This is a genomic window from Stenotrophomonas sp. YJH_SMC_16 (genome assembly GCF_059367875.1).
The window spans coordinates 134,124-155,369 of record NZ_JCAFRH010000008.1 but is presented as its reverse complement, the minus strand read 5'-3'; the positions used below and the strand labels follow the sequence as shown (position 1 = coordinate 155,369).

At 68.8% G+C, this 21,246-nt stretch carries 18 protein-coding genes; 10 read left to right on the top strand and 8 right to left on the bottom strand.

Annotated features, from left to right (window positions below; all coding sequences use genetic code 11):
* Positions 1-264 precede the first annotated feature (264 nt).
* The 3 genes from recD to recC are packed head-to-tail and all read right to left on the bottom strand — an operon-like array spanning position 265 to position 9,169.
* Positions 265-2,148, bottom strand: coding sequence for an exodeoxyribonuclease V subunit alpha (gene recD, locus AC5P6E_RS17370; protein WP_329835259.1), 1,884 nt, complete (start codon positions 2,146-2,148; stop codon positions 265-267).
* Positions 2,145-5,825, bottom strand: coding sequence for an exodeoxyribonuclease V subunit beta (gene recB / locus AC5P6E_RS17365; protein WP_329835257.1), 3,681 nt, complete (start codon positions 5,823-5,825; stop codon positions 2,145-2,147). Before recB ends, recD begins: the two co-directional genes overlap by 4 nt.
* Entirely contained in the window at positions 5,822-9,169 is a 3,348-nt protein-coding gene (recC, locus tag AC5P6E_RS17360) for an exodeoxyribonuclease V subunit gamma (protein WP_019337963.1), read from the bottom strand. Before recC ends, recB begins: the two co-directional genes overlap by 4 nt.
* Before the next feature lie 189 nt (positions 9,170-9,358).
* On the opposite strand from recC, the gene AC5P6E_RS17355 reads away from it, so the two are divergent.
* From AC5P6E_RS17355 to AC5P6E_RS17330, 6 genes are read left to right on the top strand one after another with little or no spacing between them, the layout of a single operon-like run.
* Entirely contained in the window at positions 9,359-10,147 is a 789-nt protein-coding gene (locus AC5P6E_RS17355) for an ABC transporter ATP-binding protein (protein ID WP_010487485.1), read from the top strand.
* The gene (locus AC5P6E_RS17350; RefSeq protein ID WP_005414955.1) at positions 10,147-10,896 is read left to right on the top strand and encodes an MlaE family lipid ABC transporter permease subunit; all 750 of its coding nucleotides are present in this window, start codon (positions 10,147-10,149) and stop codon (positions 10,894-10,896) included. Before AC5P6E_RS17355 ends, AC5P6E_RS17350 begins: the two co-directional genes overlap by 1 nt.
* A gap of 59 nt (positions 10,897-10,955) precedes the next feature.
* Positions 10,956-11,480, top strand: a complete 525-nt coding sequence (mlaD, locus tag AC5P6E_RS17345) for an outer membrane lipid asymmetry maintenance protein MlaD (protein WP_010487482.1) — start codon at positions 10,956-10,958, stop codon at positions 11,478-11,480.
* Complete coding sequence (locus tag AC5P6E_RS17340) at positions 11,477-12,139, top strand: MlaC/ttg2D family ABC transporter substrate-binding protein (RefSeq protein ID WP_010487479.1); 663 nt, start codon at positions 11,477-11,479, stop codon at positions 12,137-12,139. The genes mlaD and AC5P6E_RS17340 overlap by 4 nt, the downstream gene beginning before the upstream one ends.
* Positions 12,129-12,440: an STAS domain-containing protein gene (locus AC5P6E_RS17335; protein ID WP_019337965.1), complete on the top strand. Its 312-nt coding sequence runs from the start codon at positions 12,129-12,131 to the stop codon at positions 12,438-12,440. Before AC5P6E_RS17340 ends, AC5P6E_RS17335 begins: the two co-directional genes overlap by 11 nt.
* 1 nt (position 12,441) lies before the next feature.
* Positions 12,442-13,485 (top strand): MlaA family lipoprotein, encoded by a 1,044-nt coding sequence (locus tag AC5P6E_RS17330; RefSeq protein WP_329835253.1) that lies wholly within the window; start codon positions 12,442-12,444, stop codon positions 13,483-13,485.
* 85 nt (positions 13,486-13,570) lie between these two features.
* On the opposite strand, the gene AC5P6E_RS17325 is transcribed toward AC5P6E_RS17330, so the two are convergent.
* The 3 genes from AC5P6E_RS17325 to AC5P6E_RS17315 form a co-directional block, all read right to left on the bottom strand.
* The gene (locus AC5P6E_RS17325) at positions 13,571-14,116 is read right to left on the bottom strand and encodes a glutathione peroxidase (protein WP_010487473.1); all 546 of its coding nucleotides are present in this window, start codon (positions 14,114-14,116) and stop codon (positions 13,571-13,573) included.
* 127 nt (positions 14,117-14,243) lie between these two features.
* Positions 14,244-14,642, bottom strand: coding sequence for a hypothetical protein (locus AC5P6E_RS17320; protein WP_197644412.1), 399 nt, complete (start codon positions 14,640-14,642; stop codon positions 14,244-14,246).
* 71 nt (positions 14,643-14,713) lie between these two features.
* Positions 14,714-16,270 (bottom strand): DNA recombination protein RmuC, encoded by a 1,557-nt coding sequence (locus AC5P6E_RS17315; RefSeq protein WP_029550693.1) that lies wholly within the window; start codon positions 16,268-16,270, stop codon positions 14,714-14,716.
* Positions 16,271-16,315: 45 nt separating this feature from the next.
* On the opposite strand from AC5P6E_RS17315, the gene AC5P6E_RS17310 reads away from it, so the two are divergent.
* On the top strand, positions 16,316-16,921 hold the full coding sequence (locus tag AC5P6E_RS17310) for a glutathione S-transferase family protein (RefSeq protein WP_109814695.1): 606 nt from the start codon (positions 16,316-16,318) through the stop codon (positions 16,919-16,921).
* A gap of 161 nt (positions 16,922-17,082) precedes the next feature.
* On the opposite strand, the gene AC5P6E_RS17305 is transcribed toward AC5P6E_RS17310, so the two are convergent.
* Positions 17,083-18,090 carry a zinc-binding alcohol dehydrogenase family protein gene (locus AC5P6E_RS17305; protein WP_010487464.1) on the bottom strand — a complete coding sequence of 336 codons (1,008 nt, stop codon included), beginning with the start codon at positions 18,088-18,090 and terminating at the stop codon, positions 17,083-17,085.
* Positions 18,091-18,181: 91 nt separating this feature from the next.
* Between AC5P6E_RS17305 and AC5P6E_RS17300 the strand changes: the two genes are divergently transcribed.
* Genes AC5P6E_RS17300 through AC5P6E_RS17290 form a run of 3 tightly spaced genes read left to right on the top strand, consistent with a single transcriptional unit; the run spans position 18,182 to position 20,228 of the window.
* Positions 18,182-19,153, top strand: a complete 972-nt coding sequence (locus AC5P6E_RS17300) for a LysR family transcriptional regulator (protein ID WP_495231126.1) — start codon at positions 18,182-18,184, stop codon at positions 19,151-19,153.
* A gap of 14 nt (positions 19,154-19,167) precedes the next feature.
* A complete protein-coding gene (gene leuE, locus AC5P6E_RS17295; protein ID WP_010487461.1) occupies positions 19,168-19,797 on the top strand; it encodes a leucine efflux protein LeuE in 630 nt (209 codons plus the stop codon).
* On the top strand, positions 19,794-20,228 hold the full coding sequence (locus AC5P6E_RS17290) for a hypothetical protein (RefSeq protein ID WP_010487459.1): 435 nt from the start codon (positions 19,794-19,796) through the stop codon (positions 20,226-20,228). Before leuE ends, AC5P6E_RS17290 begins: the two co-directional genes overlap by 4 nt.
* Positions 20,229-20,251: 23 nt before the next feature.
* Here AC5P6E_RS17290 and AC5P6E_RS17285 read toward each other — a convergent pair whose 3' ends face one another.
* Positions 20,252-21,154, bottom strand: a complete 903-nt coding sequence (locus AC5P6E_RS17285; RefSeq protein WP_029380155.1) for a LysR family transcriptional regulator — start codon at positions 21,152-21,154, stop codon at positions 20,252-20,254.
* Between the last annotated feature and the right edge of the window lie 92 nt (positions 21,155-21,246).

The following is a 21,246-nucleotide window of genomic DNA, read 5'->3' as shown; positions in this document are numbered from 1 at the left end:
AACGTCAGATGCGTGCTATCCGTGGGTTGGCGGGGGCGGTCCGGTTGCGGGGGACACTGCAAGTACATCTCTGTAAGCTCGGTCGCCGCATCATGCGGCTCACGCCCCCGCAACCGGGCCCACCCCGCCTTCGACAGTTTCCCGCGATCTGTCGGAATGGCATGGCTTGCTTCTGGTGGGTGTCGACCTTGGTCGACACGGTAGATCCACGCCCTGCGTGGATGAAGGTGCGCGTTGTGATTGGAGGAATTGGAAGGACTGAGGTCAGAACAGCTGGCCCTGCACCGTCGGTTCTTCGATCGGTATCGATGGTGCTTCGATCACGTCTTCCGCACCCAGCCGCCAGGCCAGGCCACCCAATCGACTGGCGTGGCGTTTCAATGCGGCCTGCAGCACCTCTGCGCTGCCTGCTACGTGCAGGCGTTGGCGGGCACGGGTCAGGCCGGTGTAGACCAGCTCGCGCGACAGCACGCGGCCGTCCTGGCGTGGCAGCTGCAACCACACTTCGTCGAACTCCGAGCCCTGTGCCTTGTGTACGGTCATCGCGAACGCGCTTTCGTGCGTGGGCAACGCGGCCGGGTGGAAGGCGCGTGGCTGCTCGACGGTATCGCCGGGGAACCAGGCCACCATCGCGCCGCTGCCATCGCGCAGGCAGATGCCGATATCGCCGTTGAACAGGCGGTGCCGGTAGCTGTTCTCGGTGACCAGCAGCAGGCGGCCCTGGAAGTAGCCCGGGGTGTTGCCTGCCAGCAGCTGTTCGATACGGCTGTTGAGCCCGCGCGCGCCCTGCGGGCCTTCGCGCAATGCGGTCAGCACGCGCAGGCGCCCGGCCTGCTGCAGGGCACTTACCGGATCAGCGGCCTCGGCCAGCGCGCGCCAGTGGCCGAGCAGATGCTCGCGTTGGCCACGCAATGGATCGGCTTCGCCTTCATGGAAATGCACGCCAGCCAGTGAACCGCCACGCAGCAGCTGCAATGCGGTGCTGCTGTCGCCTTCGCGCACGGCATGCGCCAGCGGCGCCAGGTCCAGCGCATCACTCTGACGGTAACCGCGCTGCAGCTGCACGCGGCGGCCAGCAAAGGCGCGTGGTGCCGCCTGCGGCTGCAAGGTGGCCGGCGCCAGCAGTCCATGCAGTGCCTGCGCGTCGTCGGCGCGGGTGCCGATGCCATCGCCGCTGGCGCGCAGGATCGCGCTGAGTACGTCGCCGGCTTCCACCGACGGCAGCTGGTCCGGGTCGCCGAGCAGGATCAGCCGGGTGCCACTGGCGATCGCATCGACCAGCTTGGCCATCATCGGCAGATCGATCATCGACGCTTCGTCGACCACCACCACATCCACCGGCAGTGGATTATCAGCGTGGTGGCGGAAGCGCGGTGAATCGGGAATCACGCCGAGCAGGCGATGCAGGGTGGTGCCGGTACTGGGCAATGCCGCGCACAGCGTCGCATCCACTCCTTGTTCCTGCAGACGTTGCACGGCTACGCGAAGGCTCTCGGCCATGCGCTCGGCAGCGCGACCGGTCGGCGCGGCCAACGCCACCTCGGGCAGCGGCGGGCCGGCATGCCGGGCCTGCGCCGCCAGCAGCAGCAACAGGCGCGCGATGGTGGTGGTCTTGCCGGTGCCGGGGCCGCCGGTGACCAGTGCCAGCGGATGGCGCAGGGTCACGCCGGCTGCGCGTGCCTGGTGATCTTCACTGTTCAATGCCTGCGGGAACAGCTGCGCGAACAGCGGCGCCAACGCCGTCATGTCCGGCGCCGGCAGCGGATGCCGGCCGATGCGCTGCAGCCCGGCCGCCAACTGACGCTCGTACTCGCGATAACGGCGCAGGTAGAGCAGGCCGTTCTCCAGCACCAGTGGCGCATCCTCGGCGATGGCGTCGGACTGCTCGGGTGTCGCCACCCACGGCGACGCACGCAACTGTGCCATCCAGTCGTGCGCGGCAGGCCACTCGGGCACGCCTTCCAGCAACCGCTGCGGTTGTGCCGGATCGAACGCGGCGTGGCCCTGCGATACCGCCAGCGAGGCCAGCGCCGCCGCCAGCGCCACACTCTCGGGCGTGTCGTCGCGCAGCCGCTGCAGGCTGGTCGCCAACGCGTGATCAAGGGTGCGCAGCTGGCCCTTCTGGTGCAGTTCCTTCAGCAGGCTCATGCGCTGGCTCCACGTGCACGTGCGGCCAGTTCGGCCTGGGTCTGCTCGCCACCGGCGAACAACGCATCCAGGGCATCCACCAACGCCAGCGGGAAACGGTCCACATGCACGCCATTGCCGGTGCCATCCAGGCCGCGGCAGAACAGGTAGCGGATGCCGCCCATGTCACGTTCGTAGTCGTAGGCCGCGCCCAGGCGGAAGCGCAACCAGCGATGCAGGGCCACGGTGTAGATCAGCGCCTGCAGGTCGTACTCGCTGTGCCGCATGGCAATGGCCAGCAGGTCCGGGCTGTAGCCGGGCAGGCGGTTGGACTTGTAGTCGAGCACGTACCAGCGCCCGTCGCGCACGTAGGTCAGGTCGATCATGCCGGTCATCAGCCCTTCCAGGCGGCGACGCTGGCCGAAGCCTCGACGACCACTGGAAACGCCGTGCGCATGAAGGACCTGCAGCAGCGCCGGCACCGTGGTCGGTTCGATGGCGAAATGGAAGTCAATTTCTGCGCGGCGCTCGCCTTCACCCAGGCTGTGCAGCGCACCGCCTTCGGGTAGCGGCACGGTCAGCGTGTGGCCAACCAGCGGCACCAGCACGGCCACGCCGTCGTCCAGATCGACATCGGCATAGCCTTCGTCGTGCAGCGCCTTGCGCAGCACCTCGGCCTGCCCCTCAGGGGCTTCCAGGCCCGGCTGCCAGTCAGCCCAGGCAGCAAAGTCGACGTTCTCCATCGCCTCATGCAGCACGTTGCCGAAGCGACTGCCCATGAAGCGCGGATCGAGCGGGGCGTTGTCCTCGGCGGCCGCGGTGGGTTCAGGCAGCGCCGGTTCCAATGGCAGTTCCGGGCCGGCCGGTTCGTCGGCGGCCGGTGCCGGCAGCTCGGTCGCGGCCGCTTCGATATCGCTGCCAACGCCTGCATCTGCGTGGGCCAGCTGGGTAAAGCTGTACACCCACCAGTCGTGCGGCACGCGCCGGGTCAGTGCACGCACGGCTGGAAGCTCACCTTCCACTTCGGCCGCCAGCTGCGGCAGCGTGGCCGGCGCCTCGCTGTCATCGATGTGCACATCGGCGAGCGCGCGCAGCGCCTGCAGGTCACCCAGCAGCGGCGCCAGCCGCGTCTTGCCGAGCCCGGCCAGATCACCCACGGCGATCCACAGCGCATGCTCGGCGCGGGTCAGTCCCACATACAGCAGGCGCGCATCCTCGGCGCGCTGCTCGCGTTCGCGCTGCGCGGTGGCCACTTCCCAGGCCTCGTCCTTGTCCAGCTTCCAGTGCAACTGGCGCTGGCCGCCGACGTGCACGGTGCAGTGCGAGGCCGTGTTCGGTGCGCCGCCGTCGATGCCGACGAAGGGCAGGAAGACCAGCGGATACTCCAGGCCCTTGCTCTTGTGCAGCGTGATGATCTGCACGCGGCGCGCATCCGATTCCAGGCGCAGCAGCTGCTGCTCGTCATCCTGGTCGGCGCTGGCCATCTGTCCCTGCAGCCAATCCAGCAGGCCATGCATGCCCAGCGCCTGCGCCGAGGCTTCCTGCAGCAGTTCACCCAGCTGCAGGTAATTGGTCAGGCGGCGCTCGCCATCGATCAGCGCCAGCAGGCGCTCGCCTTGTGCAGCACAGACATCGGCGATCACCGCGAACGGACCGCCGCGCTGCCAGCGCTCGCGCCAGTGCAGCAGCTGCGCCTGGAAGCCGCGTTGCAGGTCGCCCTCGCGTTCCATCGCCGCAATCGCACTTGCGCGCTGGCCGAGCAGTACCGTGGCCAGCGCTGCACGCAGGCGGCCTTCGTCAGCCGGTTGCAGCAGTGCCAGCAGCAGCGCACGCAGATCACGCGCTTCAGGCGTGGAAAACAGGCTCTGTTTGCCGGCTGCCACTGCCGGAATGCCGACCGCGGCCAGTGCGCGCTGCACCAGGGTGGCCTCGCGATGCGAGCGCACCAGCACCGCGATGTCACCGGGCTGCACCGGGCGCCCACGCAACACGGCATTGCCCGCACGCGCCTCGACCAGGATCTGGTGAATCGCGGCCACGCAGGCCTGGGTCGCCGCATCGCGCGAGGCATCGGCGCTCATCGCCTTGTCACCGCCACTGCGCAGCACGCGCAGGGTGAGCGCCGCGGCGGCATGGCCGTCGCGCTGGTAGTCCGCATCGCTGCGCACGCCACCGGGCCGCACCGGCTCGAACTGGATGTCGCGTTCGAGGAAGGCGTCTTCGCCGGCGTTGTCGTACAGCGCCTGCAGCGCGCGCAGCACAGCGGGTCGCGAGCGGAAGTTCTGGTCCAGTACCGGCGCCTGCTGCGCCACCTGCTTGGCCTTCAGGTAGGTGTGGATGTCGCCGCCGCGGAAGCCGTAGATCGCCTGCTTGGGATCACCGATCAGGAACAGCGCCGGCGCCAGGCCGAGTTCACGCACCTCCGGCGAATCGCCGAAGACGGTGTGGAAGATGCCCCACTGGCGGTCGTCGGTGTCCTGGAACTCATCGACCAGCGCGATGCGGTACTGCGCGCGCAGCTGCTTCACCAGTGCCAGCCGCTGCGGGCCTTCCAGGGCGAGCGCTACCCCATCGATCAGATCGTCGTAGGTCTGCACCCGACGGGTGCGCTTCAGTGCCTGCAGGCGCTGCGTGGCTTCGTCGCGAAGCGCGTGCAGGAAATTCAATGCGGTGGCACGCAGCCAGGCATCGCGTTCGGCCAACAGCGCGACATAGCGCGCCAACGGCGCCTGCAATGGCGACGATGGCGTGCGCTCGGCGAATTTCTTGTTGGTCTTGGCCGCCAGCGCCTCCGGCAGCAGTGCCGGCAGGCGTTCGCTGGCCAGCAGTTCGCGTGGATCGGCGCGCTCGGCCCAGGCCAGCAGCTGCCGGCCCAGCGGGTGCAGCCAGCCCAGCTTGTACGACACACCGTTGATCCACTTGTTGTCGACGGCATCGCAGAGGTCGATGAAGAACTGCTCGCCATGCGCGCGCACGCTTGCGGACAGTGCTTCCGCCGCGCTCTGCAGGGCCGGATGCGGATCGGCCAACGCCACTGGCTGCGGCAACGGATGCAGTGGCGGCGCGGCCAGCAGCGCGCGCAGATCGGCAGCCAGCGCGTTGGGGGTGGACCACAGCCAGGTCAGCGGTTCCAGCGTGGCCGGGTCGTTGGCATGCACCCGCCACAGGTCCGCCGCCAGCTCTTCCAGCAGTTCACGATCGCTGGCCAGCAGTTCCGGCGGGTCGAAGGTGTGGCCGCTTTCCAGCGCATGCTCGCGCAGCACGCGGGTGCAGAAACCATGGATGGTGAAGATGGAGGCCAGGTCGATCTCGTCGGCGGCGACCTGCAGGCGGCGCTTCAGTGCGGCGGCGCTTTCACCACCCGCCTGCAGATGACGCTGCAGCACCTCGCGGGTGAGGCGCACGTCCGGCGCTTCGCCCTCGGCCGGTTCCAGATCGACCAGGCGCGCGGCCAGCGCCAGGCGCTCGCGGATGCGCTTGCGCAGTTCCTGGGTGGCGGCGTCGGTGAAGGTCACCGCCAGGATCTGGCCGATGCGCATGCCCTGTTCCACCACCAGACGGGTGAACAGCGTGGCCAGGGTGAAGGTCTTGCCGGTGCCGGCGCTGGCTTCGATCAGGCGGATGCCGTCCAGCGGCAAGGCCAGGTAGGGATCGCGGCTGAGCAGCTCGATGCCGTCCTCGATGATCACGGTGCTCATGCGCCGCCCTCCTGGCGTGTTTCGGCGCCAAGCGTGCGGCCTTCGCGCACCGCGCTGAAGACCACCTGGCTGTTGCGCAGCAAGTCGGCATAGCTGGCATCGGTGGCGAACGGGTCGGCACCTCGCAGCAGCAGCTGCCAGGCGTCGCTGCTGGATTCACCCCAGGTGCGGTCGCTGCCGTGCCACTGCTTCCAGCCTTCGCTGCGCTGTTTTTCTGCCGGCGCGTTGTACAGCACCCAGCCGGTATACGGGGCAAAGCGCAGCGGCTCACGCAGGCCACGCTGACGCAGCTGCAGCAGCGCACGCAGCGCCGCGCGTGCAGCGGGAACGCTCAGCGCCGGTACGACGTGCGGGCCGGGACCGGCATCGCCGCCATCGTGGAACTGCACCAGCGGCAGCGCATCACCGGCGGCATTGGCCAACAGCCAGTCCAGGCCCTGGCGGATCACCGCGTTGCCGTTGAGGGGGCCGGCGCGCAAGCGCACCAGTCCCTCGGGATGTCGATCGGCCACGCGGCCGTGCAGGCGCACCCCGTCGATCTCCACCTCGTAACGACGGCTTTCCAGTGGTTCGCCCTGCATCCAGCCCAGCAGCGCGCTGGCATATGGGCGCGTCTTCAACTGCTCCACCTCGAACTGGCGCTCGCCCAATGGACCCGACGGCAGCAGTCCACGCGCCCGCAGCCGCGGGTACAACGGCTCGGTATCGCCGTTGAGCGTGGCGCGCACCACCGCCGCCTGCACGCTGCGCTTTTCCGGCCCGCGCGAGGACAGCACCAGCGGTTCCAGGTCATCCACCTCCTCGACATCGTCGGCCAGGCGCAGGCCCAGCGACTGTGCGAGGAACTGCCCGGCCGGATCGCACAGGAAGCGGCGCAGGGTATCGAGCGCGACCTCCTCTTCCACCGCGTCGTCGAGCGGCGGCGGCAGCGGTGCATCGAACCACGGCAGCAGGCCGCCGCGCTGGCCGGTAAGGCGACCCGCCGCCGGATGCCATTGGCGGCGATAGCTGAAGCGGCGTGGGTCGCCGTCACCGAACGCGGCTGGCGAGAACGGCTGCAGTGCATGGCGCACGGTGAAGTCGCGGACTGCCGCAGGCGGATCGAGGTGATACGCGGCGGCGGCATCGATCAGTTCGCTGACCAGCACCGACGGCTCGCGCACGCTGCCGTCGCGCGGGTCGGCGCCGAGATAGCTGAGATAGAACACCTCCTGCGCGGCCGCGAACAGCTGCAGGAACAGGAAGCGGTCGTCTTCCCGGGTAGAGCGGTCACCCGGGCGGCGACGCGGCGTATCCAGCTCGGCGGTGAGCTGATTGAGACCCGCGGCCGGGTCGCGGCGCGGGAAATCGCCATCATTCAGCCCCAGCACGCAGATCACCCGGAACGGCAGCAGGCGCATCGGCACCATCCGGCCGAAGCTGATGCCACCGGTCAGCAGCGGTGCGCGGGTATCGGCTTCGCCAAGTGCTCCGGCGAAGTGCGCGCGTACCACCTCCGGTGGCACACCGTCTTCGAAACCGGCTTTGGCGGCATCGTCGGCAAACTGGTTCAGCAGCTTGCGCAGGCGCTCCAGCGCGCGCTGGCTGTTGGGTGAGCTGGGCGCGGTCGGCAGCAGTGCATCCAGCAGCGACAGCAGGCGTTGCCGCCACTGCGCCGGGGTGAGCTGCTCGCCGAGGCGACGCTGATACACCGCCAGCACGCGCAGCAGCCGCAGCAGCCGGTCCAGCGCGTCCAGCGCGCCGCCTTCCAGTTCGATCCACGGTGCCACGCCGGCCAGGTCGGCGTCGCTGCCGGTGGCATGGCCGAGTACCAGGCGATCCAGCGCGAACTGCCAGGTGTAGGCATCGTCAGCCGGCGCCTGGTGCTGGTTACGATGCTTCGCGTCCAGGCCCCAGCGCGCGCCCGCCTGTTGCAGCCAGCCATGCAGGCGGTCGAAATCCACGGCTTCCAGTCCGGCCGCTTCGGCCAGCGGCGCGCTGGCCAGCAGGTCCAGTACTTCATTCAGGCCAAAGCGCGAGACCGGCAGGCCCAGCAGGTGCACGAAGACATCGGCCAGCGGCTCGCCGGCCAGCGGGCTGCTGTCGGCCAGCGCATAGGGAATGTGCTCGTCGTCACCGCCGCGGCCACCGAACACCGCTTCCAGGTACGGCACGTACGGATCGATATCCGGCGCCAGCACCGCGATCTCGCGTGCCTGCAGCGGCGGGTCGAAGCGCGGGTCCTGCAGCAGGCTGCGCAGCTGGTCGTGCAGCACCTGCAGCTCGCGCAGGCGGGTGTGGCAGGCGTGTACCTGCAGGCTGGGGTCGTCGCTGCGCAGGCCGTCGCGCAGTTCGCCCGAGGGCAGCGCGCGGCGGTGGAACAGATCGCGCTGCAGGCGATGCAGCAGGCTGTCGGACAGGCCGCCTTCGTCCAGGGTCGGCCGGGTGTCCTCCTCCGGATCGGAATAGGCGGCGATCTCGCCGGCCGGGTGCACCACCTCGTAACTGCCCAGCACCGCCATGAAGTCGCGCCCGGCCGCCCCCCAGGCTTCCAGCAGGCGGTTCTCGCCGGCCGCTTCACCGAAGGGATCGGGCGCGCCGCTGCGCAGGCGCTCGGCCAGCGTCTGCAGGTCGCCCCAGTACGACTGCACCGGGGTAGGCATGTAGAAGTGCAACTCGCCCACCCGGGCCTGGGTGGCCATCACCCGCAGCACGTCGGGCGAGATGTTGAGCGTCGCGAACGCAGACATGCGCGGCGGCAGGCCTTGCGGCAGCGGCTGGCCTGCGCCTTCGAAGCGGTCCAGGTACTCCTGGATGCGGCGGGCGCGATAGTCATGGCCCCGGGTGATGGTGCGCCACAGGATTGCCTGCGGATCGGCCGGATCGGCCCCTGCCGCCCAGCGCAGCAGCCAGTCACGCCGCCAGGCCTGGTACTTCTCGAACACCGAGGCCAGCTCGCCGGCCAGCGCCCACGGCTTCAGAGCATCATCGCCGGCAAGATAGGACTGCAGCGCGCGCATCGGTGGCTGCGCCAGCAACGACGGATCGCGCAGCGCCTGGTACAGCTTCCAGTGCAGGCCGGCGGCGTCCAGATCGTCCTGCTCACCGCTGACATTGGCCTTCAGCGCGCGCGCCACGAACTCACCCGGGGTCAGGAACTCGAGGTTGGCAGCCACACCGAACTCGGCCGCCAGCGTCGCCTGCAGCCAACGCCGCATCGCCACCTGCGGGATCAGCACCACTTCCGGCGCCAGCAGCGGCTGGCCCGGTACCGGCGCACGCACGTTGCGCGCCAGCAGCGCGGCCAGCACGTCCAGGGAGTTGGAATGGTAGAGGCGGAAATCGCTGCCTGGGTCACTCATCATGCACAGTGTGCAGGACGGCAGGCAGTATTCAATGGTCAGCCCATCGCCGGTACGGATTGTTCCGGGCTGCCGGGTGATTGTCCCGGCCTGCGCGAGGCCTTGCCGTGCAACAATACTGGACCGTCCAGTCTGCTTATGTTCAGCCGACGGGCCCGATCCTTCGATGTCTAAAAAACGTTAATGGTGCCCATGTCGGCTTCCACCTCCAGTCTGGTGCAGTTATCCAACGTCCGCATCGACCGGAGCGGACGCACGATCCTGCGCGACGTGTCGCTGCAGGTGCCCAAGGGCAGCATCACCGCGGTGCTCGGTCCGTCCGGCAGCGGCAAGTCGACCCTGCTGGCGGCGCTGACCGGCGAACTGCGCCCGGTCGCCGGCGAGGTCACCCTGTTCGGCAAACCGATCCCGCATGACAGCGGCGCGCTGCTGGAAATGCGCAAGAGCGTGGGCGTGCTGCTGCAGGGCAACGGCCTGCTGACCGACCTCACCGTGGCCGAGAACGTCGCCCTGCCGCTGCGTACGCACACCCGCCTGCCGACCGCCGTGCTGCGCCGGCTGGTGCAGATGAAGCTGCATGCGGTGGGCCTGCTGGCCGCCGCCGATGCCTGGCCGCGCGAGCTGTCCGGTGGCATGGCGCGCCGTGTGGCGCTGGCCCGTGCACTGGCGCTGGACCCGCCGCTGATGATCTACGACGAGCCGCTGACCGGGCTGGACCCGATCGCCTCGGGGGTGATCATGAGCCTGATCCAGCGCCTCAACCACAGCCTGGGCCTGACCAGCATCATCGTCAGCCACCACGTGCACGAGACCCTGCCGATCTGCGACCAGGTGATCGCGATCGCCAATGGCGGCATCGTGTTCCAGGGCACGCCCGAGGCACTGCAGTCCAGCCAGGACCCGCTGCTGCGGCAGTTCCTGCACGGCCAGCCGGATGGCCCGATTCCGTTCGATGCCGCGCCACGCGCGAGGGTTGCCTGATGCCGTTCGTCCAAGCCACCCGCTCGCTTGGCCGCGCCGGCCTGTTCTCGCTGACCGTGCTGCGCGGTTCGCTGCCCACGCGTGATTTCCTGGCCGAGCTGACCCGCGAGATCTACAAGATCGGCGCGCGCTCGCTGCCGATCATCGCCGTCGGCGGTGCCTTCGTCGGCCTGGTGCTGACCCTGCAGGGCTACCGCACGCTGACCACCTTCGGTGCGGCCGACGCGCTGTCGACCCTGCTCGGCCTGTCGCTGTACCGCGAGCTGGCGCCGGTGCTGACCGCGCTGCTGTTCATCGGGCGCGCCGGCAGTTCGATTGCCGCCGAACTGGGCCTGATGCGCGCCACTGACCAGATCAAGGCGCTGGAACTGATGGCGATCGACCCGGTGGCCAAGGCCGTGGCGCCGCGCTTCTGGGCAGCGGTGCTGACCGTGCCGCTGCTGACCGGCATCTTCTGTTCGCTGGCGATCAGCGCCAGCTACTTCGAGGCCGTGCACGTGCTGGGCCTGGACAATGGCGTGTTCTGGTCGGCGCTGCGCAACAGCGTCGACTTCTGGGATGACTTCGGCGTGGCGATGCTGAAGTCGGCGATCTTCGGCGGCACCGCCGCGCTGGTCGCCGCCTATGTTGGTTTCCATGCCGAGCCGACCATTGAAGGCACTTCGGTGGCGACCACCCGTGCGGTGGTCAACGCCTCGTTGCTGGTACTGATGTTCAACTTCGTGCTGTCGGCAATGTTGTTCACCTAACCCCTCCACCGGCGGTGCGCAGGCGCGCGCGGCCACCACGACTCGATCAGGTAATCCACATGGCCATCCGCGGTCCCAGACTCGAATTTTCCGTCGGCGCCTTCCTGCTGCTGGCCCTGGCCTCGCTGATGGTGCTGGCCGTGGCCTCGACCAACCAGCGCTGGAGCTGGGGCAGTGAAGGCTATGACCTGAAGGCGCGCTTCTCCCAGGTCGGCCAGCTGCGCAAGCAGGCGCCGGTGAAGATCGGCGGCGTCACCGTCGGCCAGGTCGCGTCGATCGACCTGGACCCGGTGAAGTTCGAATCGATCGTGACCCTGCGCATGGACAGCAAGGTCAAGGACCTGCCGGCAGACACCTCGGCCGGCATCTTCACCAGTGGTTTGCTCGGCGAGAGCTATATCGGTCTGCAGCCGGGCGGTGATCCGGACGTGCTGAAGGCCGGCGACGAGATCGTCTTCACCCAGCCGGCGGTGGACCTGATCCAGCTGGTCGGCAAGTACATGTTCAGTGGCGGCGCCGGTGGCGGCGCTGCTCAGAAGCCCAACGATGGCGCGCAGGCGCCTGCAACGGAACCGCAACCATGAAGATGAAACTGATCCCGGCCCTGCTCGCCTCGGCGCTGCTGGCGGCTACCCCGTTCCTGGCCCAGGCCCAGGCCGCCGCGCCTGCCGCTGCAGCGACGCAGAGCCAGGCCGGCAAGGTGGTGATCGATGCCAGCAGCCGCATCCTGTCCACGCTGCAGCAGCGCAAGAGCGAGTTCACCAGCAACCCGGCCAGCCTGCGCAGCTACATCGACAGCGAGCTGACCCGCACCTTCGACCGCGACTACGCCGCGCGCCTGGTGCTGGGCCCGCACGCCCGCGGCGCCTCTGACGCCGACATCAAGCTGTTTGCCGATGCCATGGCCGACAGCCTGATGCAGCGCTACGGCTCGACCCTGCTCAACATCCAGGGCAAGCCGAGCTTCCGCCTGAAGGGTGAAAGCCCGCTGCCGGGCAATCGTGGCGTGCGCGTGAGCACCGAACTGGTGCGTGCCGGCAACGAGCCGACCCCGGTCGAGTACTGGATGCGCAACGTGAATGGCCAGTGGAAGATCTTCGACGTCAACATCGAAGGCATTTCCTACGTGCAGACCTTCCGCAACCAGTTCGATACCCCGCTGCGCCAGAAGGGCATCAAGCAGGTGGCCAACGAACTGCACAGCGGCAGCATGCAGGCCGGGCCCGCGGGCAATGGCAAGTAACGCACTGGCGCTGCTGGAAGGCGACACCCTGCGCCTGCGCGGGGTGCTCGACCGTGCCGCGGTGATCGCGCTGTGGCCGCAGCTGCAGGCCCTGCCGGCGAAGCTGTCACGGCTGGAGCTGGGTGAGGTCGAACGCGTGGACAGCGCCGGCCTGGCGCTGCTGGCCGAACTGGCCGCACGTGCGCGCAACGCCGGCCACCCACTGGCGATCTCCGGCGCACCGGCCGGCTACAACGAGCTGAGCGCAGCCTACCGGCTGTCGCCCGACCTGGATTTCAACGCTACTTCTGCTGCGAGCTGACATGAACGTCGTACGCACTTTCCCCCTGATCGTCCTGGCCACCGCCCTGACCGCCTGCGCCGGCAAGCCCGCACGCAGCGATGCGCCGGCGGCCAGCACCGTGGTCCCGGCCAGTACCATCGCCGAGGCCTCCGCCCCCACCGCCGATGCCGCTACGGTCGATGCCGCTACGGTCGATGCCGCTACGGTCGATGCCGCACCGGCCGCAGCCGTGGTTGCGGCACCTGCGCCGGCCACGCCGCCATCGGCACCGGCCCGCAGCGCCGACACCGATGCGGCCAGGGCCGCAGCGGCAACCGCCCCCGGTGGTGATGACGACTTCGATGCCCTCTATGGTGGTGCCGGCAACACCGGCAGCGCGGCGGCCTACGATCCGTGGGAACCGTTCAACCGCAAGGTGCACACCTTCAACAACGCGGTTGACCGCGGCATCGCGCGCCCGCTGGCCACCGCCTACACCCACGTGGTGCCGCGCTTCGCCCGCACCGGCGTCAGCAACTTCTTCAGCAACCTGCGCGCACCGGTGACCATCACCAACCAGCTGCTGCAGGGCCGCGGTGCCGATGCGTGGGACAGCCTCGGCCGCTTCCTGATGAACAGCACGCTGGGTATCGGCGGCCTGTTCGATCCGGCCAGCAAGGCGATGGTGCCGCGTCGCAATGAGGACTTCGGCCAGACCCTGGGTGCCTGGGGCTGGCGGCGTTCGCGCTACGTGGAACTGCCGTTCTTCGGCCCGCGTACCGTGCGCGATGTGTTCGGCCTGGCCGGTGACATTCCGCTGTCGCCGATCCGCCGTATCGAAGAGGACAAGATCCGCATCGGCCTGCAGGGCCTGCAGCTGGTCGATACCCGCGCGCAGCTGCTGGCGATCGACAACCTGCGTGACACCGCCGTGGACGAGTACTCGCTGGTACGCGATGCGTGGATGCAGCGCCGCAACTACCAGATCGAGAACGATCTGCGCAGCAAGCGCGACCGCGGCCACGACGATGCCAATTCGCCGATCCCGGTCGATGCCATGCCGATGCCGAACTGGAGCAACTGATCGCTGCAGCCCGTGCATGAGAAAACCCCGCCTCGGCGGGGTTTTTCTTTTCCGGTAGGTGCCAACCCTGGTTGGCACGCTTTCCTCAGGCCGCCAGCGCGGCCTCGATGGCTTCGCGCAGGCGCGCGTCATCGGCAGCCACGTCCGGGGCGAAGCGCGCGATGACCTTGCCGTCGCGGCCAACCAGGAACTTCTCGAAGTTCCACAGCACCGCCGGTGCTGCGTGGATCGGAATCTCCTTGCTCGCCAGGCGCTCACGCAGCGGGCCTTCGCCGATCGACTGCGGCTGGGCGGCGGTCAGCTGCTGGTACAGCGGGTGGGTGTCATCACCGGCCACACTGATCTTGGAGAACATCGGGAAGCTGACGTCGTAGGTGAGCTGGCAGAACTGCTGGATTTCCGCCTCGCTGCCCGGCTCCTGGCCGAGGAAATTGTTGGCGGGGAAGCCCAGCACTTCCAGGCCCTGTGCGTGCTTTTCCGCATACAGCGCCTGCAGGCCTTCGTACTGCGGGGTCAGACCGCACTTGGAGGCGACGTTGACCAGCAGCAGCACCTTGCCCTGGTAGTCGGCAAGCGAGGACGGCTGGCCGTCGATGGTGGTGAGGGAAATGTCCTGGATCGGGGTGCTCACGCGGGGGCTCCGGCAACAGCGGGGAATGGCCCACCAGCATAGCGCCGCGCGCGCGGTTGTAGAGCCGAGCCCACGCTCGGCTGATGGCCACAGCCGCCGAGCGTGGGCTCGGCTCTACAGGCAGGATTCAATCCACGCAGATCGTGCCCTGCGCCTTGCCGTCATCAATGCGCTGGCGGCAGCCGAAATTCTGGCGCACATCGCGCTGGCAGGTCCCGGTGGCGACGCTGCCGACAGTCACCTCGCCGCCGGCCAGGCACTGGCCCGTGCAGTCGCTCTTGCGGCTGCAGGCCTTGCCGGCGTCGGCGTAAGGAATCACGCACTGTTCGCGCTGCAGCCGGCCCAGCCGCTGCAGGGTGCCGCCAGCGGCCTGGCAGTCGACGTCGCGCGCTTCGCGGTAGGCCTCGGCTGCTTCAGGGCTGGTGGCTGCAGCAGGTGCGGCCGCCGTATCGGCGGCCGGTGGTGCGCTGCTGCAGGCGGCAAGCAGCGCGGTCAGGACAAGGCTGGTGAAGCGGCGCAGGCGCATGACGATACCTGATCGAAGCGGACAGGCCGCCAGCATACGCATCGGCGATGCAGGCGGCGTGTCAGCGTGGCTCAGGCCTCGTCGCCGTCGCCTTCACTGCCTTCGTCCTCGCCCGCCGCATCACCCTCGGCCAGATCGCCGAGCAGCGACTGCGCCTGTTCGGACGCCAGCGACTCCACGCCACGCAGGCGCCGTTCGATGGTGCGGGTCTTGCGGCTGGCCTCGCCGATGCTGCGACCCACCGTGGTGATCTGCTTCTCGGCCTTTTCGAGGATGCCGGCGAACTTGCCGAACTCGCTCTTCACCGCACCCAGCAGGCTCCACACCTCGCTGGAACGTTGCTCGATGGCCAGCGTGCGGAAGCCCATCTGCAGGCTGTTGAGCAGCGCGGTGACCGTGGTCGGGCCGGCCACCACCACGCGGTGCTCGCGCTGCAGCAGGTCGACCAGGCCCGGGCGCCGGATCACTTCGGCATACAGGCCTTCGGTGGGCAGGAACATCACCGCGAAGTCGGTGGTGTGCGGCGGCGCGATGTACTTGTCGCAGATCGACTTGGCCTGCACGCGCACCGCGCGTTCAAGCTGGATGCCCTGCAGGCGCACACCCTCGGCGTCTCCCTGTTCCTGCGCGTCCAGTAGGCGCTCGTAGTCCTCGCGCGGGAACTTGGAGTCGATCGGCAGCCACACCGGCGTGTCGTCGCTGCTGCGGCCCGGCAGGCGCACGGCGATATCGACCATCTCGCCACTATCCGGGCGCACCTTCACCGCACGCGCGTACTGCTCCTGGGTGAGCGTCTGCTCGAGGATGTTCTCCAGCTGCACTTCACCCCAGCTGCCACGGTTCTTGACGTTGGTCAGCACGCGCTTGAGGTCGCCGACGCCGGTGGCCAGCTGCTGCATTTCGCCGAGGCCACGCTGCACCTGTTCCAGGCGCTCGGAGACCAGCTTGAAGGAATTGCCCAGCCGCGTTTCCAGCGTGGACTGCAGCTTCTCGTCCACGGTGTGGCGCATCTGCTCCAGCTTCTGCGCGTTGTCGTTCTGCAGCGCGCGCAGCTGTTCTTCCAGCGTCGTGCGCATCTCGGCGATGCGCTGCTCGTTGCGCTGGGTCAGTTCCTGCAGGCGCAGGCCAAGGCTTTCGGTCAGGCGCTGCTGCGACTGCGCGCCCTCCTCGCGGCCCTTGCGTGCATCGTCCACCAGGGTCTGGCGCAGCGCGCCGAGCTGGGTATCGGTACGCCCGGTGAGCTCCTGCAGCTGCTGGCCAAACGCATGGATGCGCGCTTCCTGCTGCTGGCCGAAGGTCTCCAGCTGGCCCCGCAGTTCCTGCAGCCGCTGTCCCATCAACGCCGCGCCCCGCTGCTGGCTCTCGGCCGCTTCGGCGCGCGCCTTGCGGGCATCTTCGCCCAGCGCTTCGCGCAGCAGGTCCAGGCGCTGGTCGGTGCGGGTGGACAGATCGGTCAGCGCGCGGGCGAAGCCATCGAGCTGTTCGCGCAGTTCGCTGCGCCCGGCGCGCGCCTCCTCCCGCACCGCCTGCTCCAGGCGGTCGTGCGGCGGGCGGCGCAGCAGGGCGACCAGCTGCAGGATGAGCACGGCCAATAGAAGACCGCCAATGAGCAGATATTCGGTTTGCATGGGGCAAGTGTAGGCTGGCCGAGTCTCAGCTGCTGCGTCAGGACCATGCTCGCTCTGTACGGAAAGCCCACCTCCATCAATGTGCGCAAGGTGCTGTGGCTGTGCGCCGGTCTGGACTTGCCCCTGCACCACGAACCGGCCCCCCCGCCGGACCTGCTGGCCGTGCTGAACCCCAACCGGCAGGTGCCGGTGCTGCGCGATGGCGACTTCGTGCTGTGGGAATCCAACAGCATCTGCCGCTACCTGGCCGCACGCGCCGGTCGCGAGGATCTGCTGCCACCTGCAGCGAAGGACCGGGCCCGGGTGGAGCAGTGGATGGACTGGCAGGCCAGCGACCTCAACAGCGCCTGGCGCCACGTGTTCATGGCGCGCGTACGCCAGCATCCGGACTACCCGGACGATGCCCGCGCCGAGGCCAGCCTGGCGCAGTGGAACCGGCTGATGGGTGTGCTTGAAGCCCAGCTGGCCGCCACCGATGCCTACGTGGCAGGCAGCACCTTCACCCTTGCAGATATCGTGCTGGGGCTGTCGACCCAACGCTGGCGCAGCACGCCGGGCAGCAAGCCCGCGCTGCCCCACCTCGTCGCATGGTTCGAGCGCCTGCGAGAGCAGCCCGGTTTCGCCGAACACGTCGACAACGGCGTGGCGTGAGCCGTGGTTCCCGCAGCTGTTGGTAGGTGTCGCCCCTGGTCGACACGGCTGATCCACGCCATGCGTGGATGAAGCTCCGTAGAGCCGAGCCTATGCTCGGCTGACGCCCACGCGCGAACGGCAGCCGAGCGTGGGCCCGGCTCTACAGACAGCGTCTGCTCCTACCAGCCTTCCAGCACGATCTTGCCCTTGGCGCGATGGCTCTCCAGCAGCGCATGGGCACGGCGCAGGTTGGCTGCGTCGATGCGTCCGAAATGCTCGCCCAGGGTGGTCTGCAGCACGCCCGTGTCGATCAGCTCGGCCACCCGGTTCAACAGATCGTGCTGGCGCTGCATGTCGGCGGTGCGGTACAGCGGCCGGGTGAACATCGATTCCCAGTGCAGTGACAGCGCCTTGCGCTTGAGCGCCATCACATCCACCTGGCCCGGGTCATCGATCAGGCCGAGCTGGCCCTGCGGCGCCAGCAGCTCCACGATCTGCGCGTAGTGCTGGTCGGAGTGGGTCAGGCTGGCCACGTGCTGCACCTCGCTGATGCCGAGCCGTGCCAGGCCCTCGGCCAGCGGCAGGCTGTGGTCGATCACGTGGTGCGCGCCCATCGCGTAGACCCAGTCCTGGGTATCCGGACGCGAAGCGGTGCCGATCACGGTCAGCTTGGTCAGCTTCCGCGCCAGCTGCACCAGGATCGAACCGACACCACCGGCAGCACCGATCACCAGCAGGGCCTGGCCCTCGCCACCGCCCTCGGGAATACGCAGACGGTCGAACAGCAGCTCCCAGGCGGTGATCGCGGTCAGCGGCAACGCTGCGGCGGCCGCATCGTCGAGACTGGCCGGCTTGCGGCCGACGCTGCGCTCGTCCACCAGCTGGTATTCGGCATTGCTGCCCGGCCGGTCGATCACGCCGGCGTAGTAGACCGCATCGCCAGGCTGGAACAGGGTCACCTCGCTGCCCACCGCATCGACGATGCCGACCGCATCCCAGCCCAGCACGCGCGGGCCGTCGGTGGCCACGCCGCGGCGGACCTTGGTGTCGACCGGGTTCACCGCCACGGCACGCACCGCCACCCGCAGGTCGCGCGGGCCGGGCTGCGGCAGTTCCAGTTCGATGTCGATCAGGGCCCGGGCGTCGTCGATCGGCAGGCCGGCGTGGGTGTAGGCAATGGCGCGCATGGCAGCGGTCCAGTGGGGAAGGAGTGGACAGGTTGCGCTGCGCACGGCCGCTCAGAAAGGCGCAGAATCAGGCAGCACTTTCACTCCGGCAATGAAGATGATCCGCTTCGACGACCTGCAGTTGTTCGTCCGCACGGCCGCGCTGGGCAGCTTCTCGCAGGCCGCCCGCGAAGCTGATCTGTTACCCGGCCAGGTCGCTGCTGCCGTAGCGCGGCTGGAACGCGAGCTGGACCTGCGCCTGTTCGTGCGCACCACCCGCAGCCTGCGCCTGACCGGCGAGGGCGCGCTGTACCTGCCGTATGCGCAGGAGGTGCTGGCCACCCTGCGCGAGGGCCAGGCGCGCGTGCAGGGCGAGGACACCGAGCTGCACGGCACCCTGCAGCTGTCGGCGCCCTCGGACCTCGGCCGCAACCTGCTGCTGCCCTGGCTGAGCGCCTTCCGCGCCGCGCACCCGCGGCTGCGCCTGCACCTGCGCCTGTCCGACGAAGTGGCTGATGTGTTCCGCGACCCGGTCGACGTGGCCATCCGCATCGGCCACTTCGACGACGCCAACTACGTCGCCCTGCCCCTGCTGGAAGGCAACCGCCGCGTGTTGGCCGCCTCGCCCGATTACCTGCAGCGGCGCGGCGTGCCTGCGCGCCTGGACGATCTGCGTGAGCATGACTGCCTGGTCTACCAGCTCAGTGGCCGCGCCTACGATCGTTGGTCATTCGACGTCGACGGCCGCCGGGCGGTGATACCGGTGCGCGGCCCGCTGGTCTGCGATGACGCCGATGTGGTGCGGCGCTGGGCCGTGGCCGGCGAAGGCATCACCTACAAATCCTGGCTGGACCTGCGCGAAGACGTGCTGGCCGGGCGCCTGCAGCTGCTGCTCGACGGCGTCGGCAGCCACATTCCACTGCATCTGGTGTGCCCACACCGCAAGCAGTTCTCGCCGGCGGTGCGGCAGCTGCACGCGCAGCTGCGCCAGCACCTGCAACCTCTGCTGTCTGGCATGCCCGAAGGTCCTGCCGGCCCCCTGTCGCCAGTCCCGGCGCTGGCCGACAATGGCGGCCCCCCGTAAGAGAGAACACTGCCATGCCGTGGATGGGCATCCAGGACCTGTGGACGTTTCTGGTCGCCGTGCTGGTGTTTCTCGCCCTGCCCGGCCCCGGCACCTTCACCCTGCTGACCGCCACCGGCCGGGGCGGCGTGCGTGGCGGCTACACCGCATTGGCCGGCCTGCTGGTCGGCGACCAGATCCTGATGTGGCTGGCGCTGGCCGGCGTGGCCGCACTGCTCAAGGCCAACCCGCTGGTGTTCCACGCCGTGCAGTACCTGGGTGCGGCCTACCTGGTGTGGGTGGGCATCAGCCTGCTGCGCACGCCCAAGCACGAGGGTGGCGACGCTGGCCCGATCCGCATGCAGCCCGGCCGCTATTTCCAGCAGGCGATCCTGGTCAGCCTGCTCAACCCGAAGGCGATCCTGTTCTACATGGCCTTCCTGCCGTTGTTCATCGATCCGAAGGCACACCAGGGCATCGCCACCTTCGCGGCACTGGCCGGCATCATCCTGGTGGTCAGCATCGGCTACTGCTCGATGCTGATCGGTGTGGGCAACCTGGCCCGTCGCCGGTTGATCCAGCACCCGCGGATCAGCGATGCGCTGCGCCGCGTGGCCGGCCTGTTCCTGGTGGGGTTCGGCATCCGGTTGGGGCTGAACGGATGATCCGGCGGCTGCTGGTGCTGGTGTTCATCGGGCTTCTGGCCGACACCGCAGCGGCCAGCGTGCAGGACCATCGCTGCCTCACCGGGGGCCGCAACGACGGCATCCACCTGCTGTGGCGCTGGCTGGACGATGGCAGCGCCGACGTGCAGTACGCCGGGCAGCGAGGCCGCCTGCAACTGCAACAGGTGTCGCAGGAAACGACGGTGCTGGCCGAAGACCGCCCGTACCAGTTCGACAGCGTCTGGGAAGAACGCATCGGTGGCCGCCTCAATGGGCGCTACTACCTGAGCACCCAGGGCGCGCACGTCTACGGTTTCAGCTACGAGCGCGCCCGCGACGGGCGACGTATCGAGTTCAACGAGGACGTCGAGGCGTGGCACGAGGATGGCTGCCATTGGCCGGGAGGCGTAGCGGCGCGCGTGGTCGATTGAAGCATGCCAACCAAGGTTGGCATCTACCGGTGGTGCATCTCCGCGCGCAGGTGATCGATGAACACCCGCAGCTTGGGCGCCATCTGCTCACGCGCGGGGTAGTACAGGTGGAAGCCGGGGAACGGCGGCTGCCAGTCCTGCAGCACGCTCTGCAGTCGCCCAGCGGCGATGTCGTCGGCCATCAGCGAAGCGAAGCCTTGGGCCATGCCCAGCCCCGCCAGCACAGCGTGATGGGCGACGCCGGCATCGTTGAACACCAGCCGCCCGCTCACTTCCACGTCCAGGTCGTGGCCTTCGCGGCTGAACTCCCAGGGCATCAGCCGGCCATTGGCCAGGCGGTGCACGATGCAGGCGTGGCCCTGCAGGTCATGCGGGGTCTGCGGCACGCCATGGCGTTCGAAATAGGCCGGCGTGGCCACCACCACCTGGCGCTCAGGTGGCCCGACCGGCACCGCGATCATGCCCTGTGCGAGTGATTCGCCGAGGCGGATGCCGGCGTCGAAGCCCTCGGCCACCAGATCGGTCAGCGCCGGGTCGACGCACAGTTCCACCTGCACCTGCGGGTAGCGCGCAAGGAAATCGGGCAGCCGCGGCAGGACCATGCGATCGGCGACGATGCGCGGCAGGGTCACACGCAGCCGCCCGGCAGGCACCGAGCGCGCGCTGTCCAGTTCGGCAAAGGCCTGGTCGATCTGGTCCAGGCCGCCGCGCACGCGCTGCAGGAAGCGCGCGCCGTGTTCGGTCAGGCTGACCCGCCGTGTGGTCCGCTGCAGCAGGCGCACGCCCATCCGCGCTTCCAGCGCGCGCACGCTCTGTGACAGCGCCGAGGTCGACACGCCCAGGGCATCGGCGGCGCGGGTAAAGCTGGCGTGCTCGGCCACGTGGACGAAGGCGACCACAGCGGTGAGGGGGACGGAGGCATCCATTGTGAAGCCAGTCTTCAAGGTAAGTCCGGTGGCACGCAGTTTATCCACATGATGACGTGGAGGGATGCTGTGCCCCTCGTCACTGCCCATCC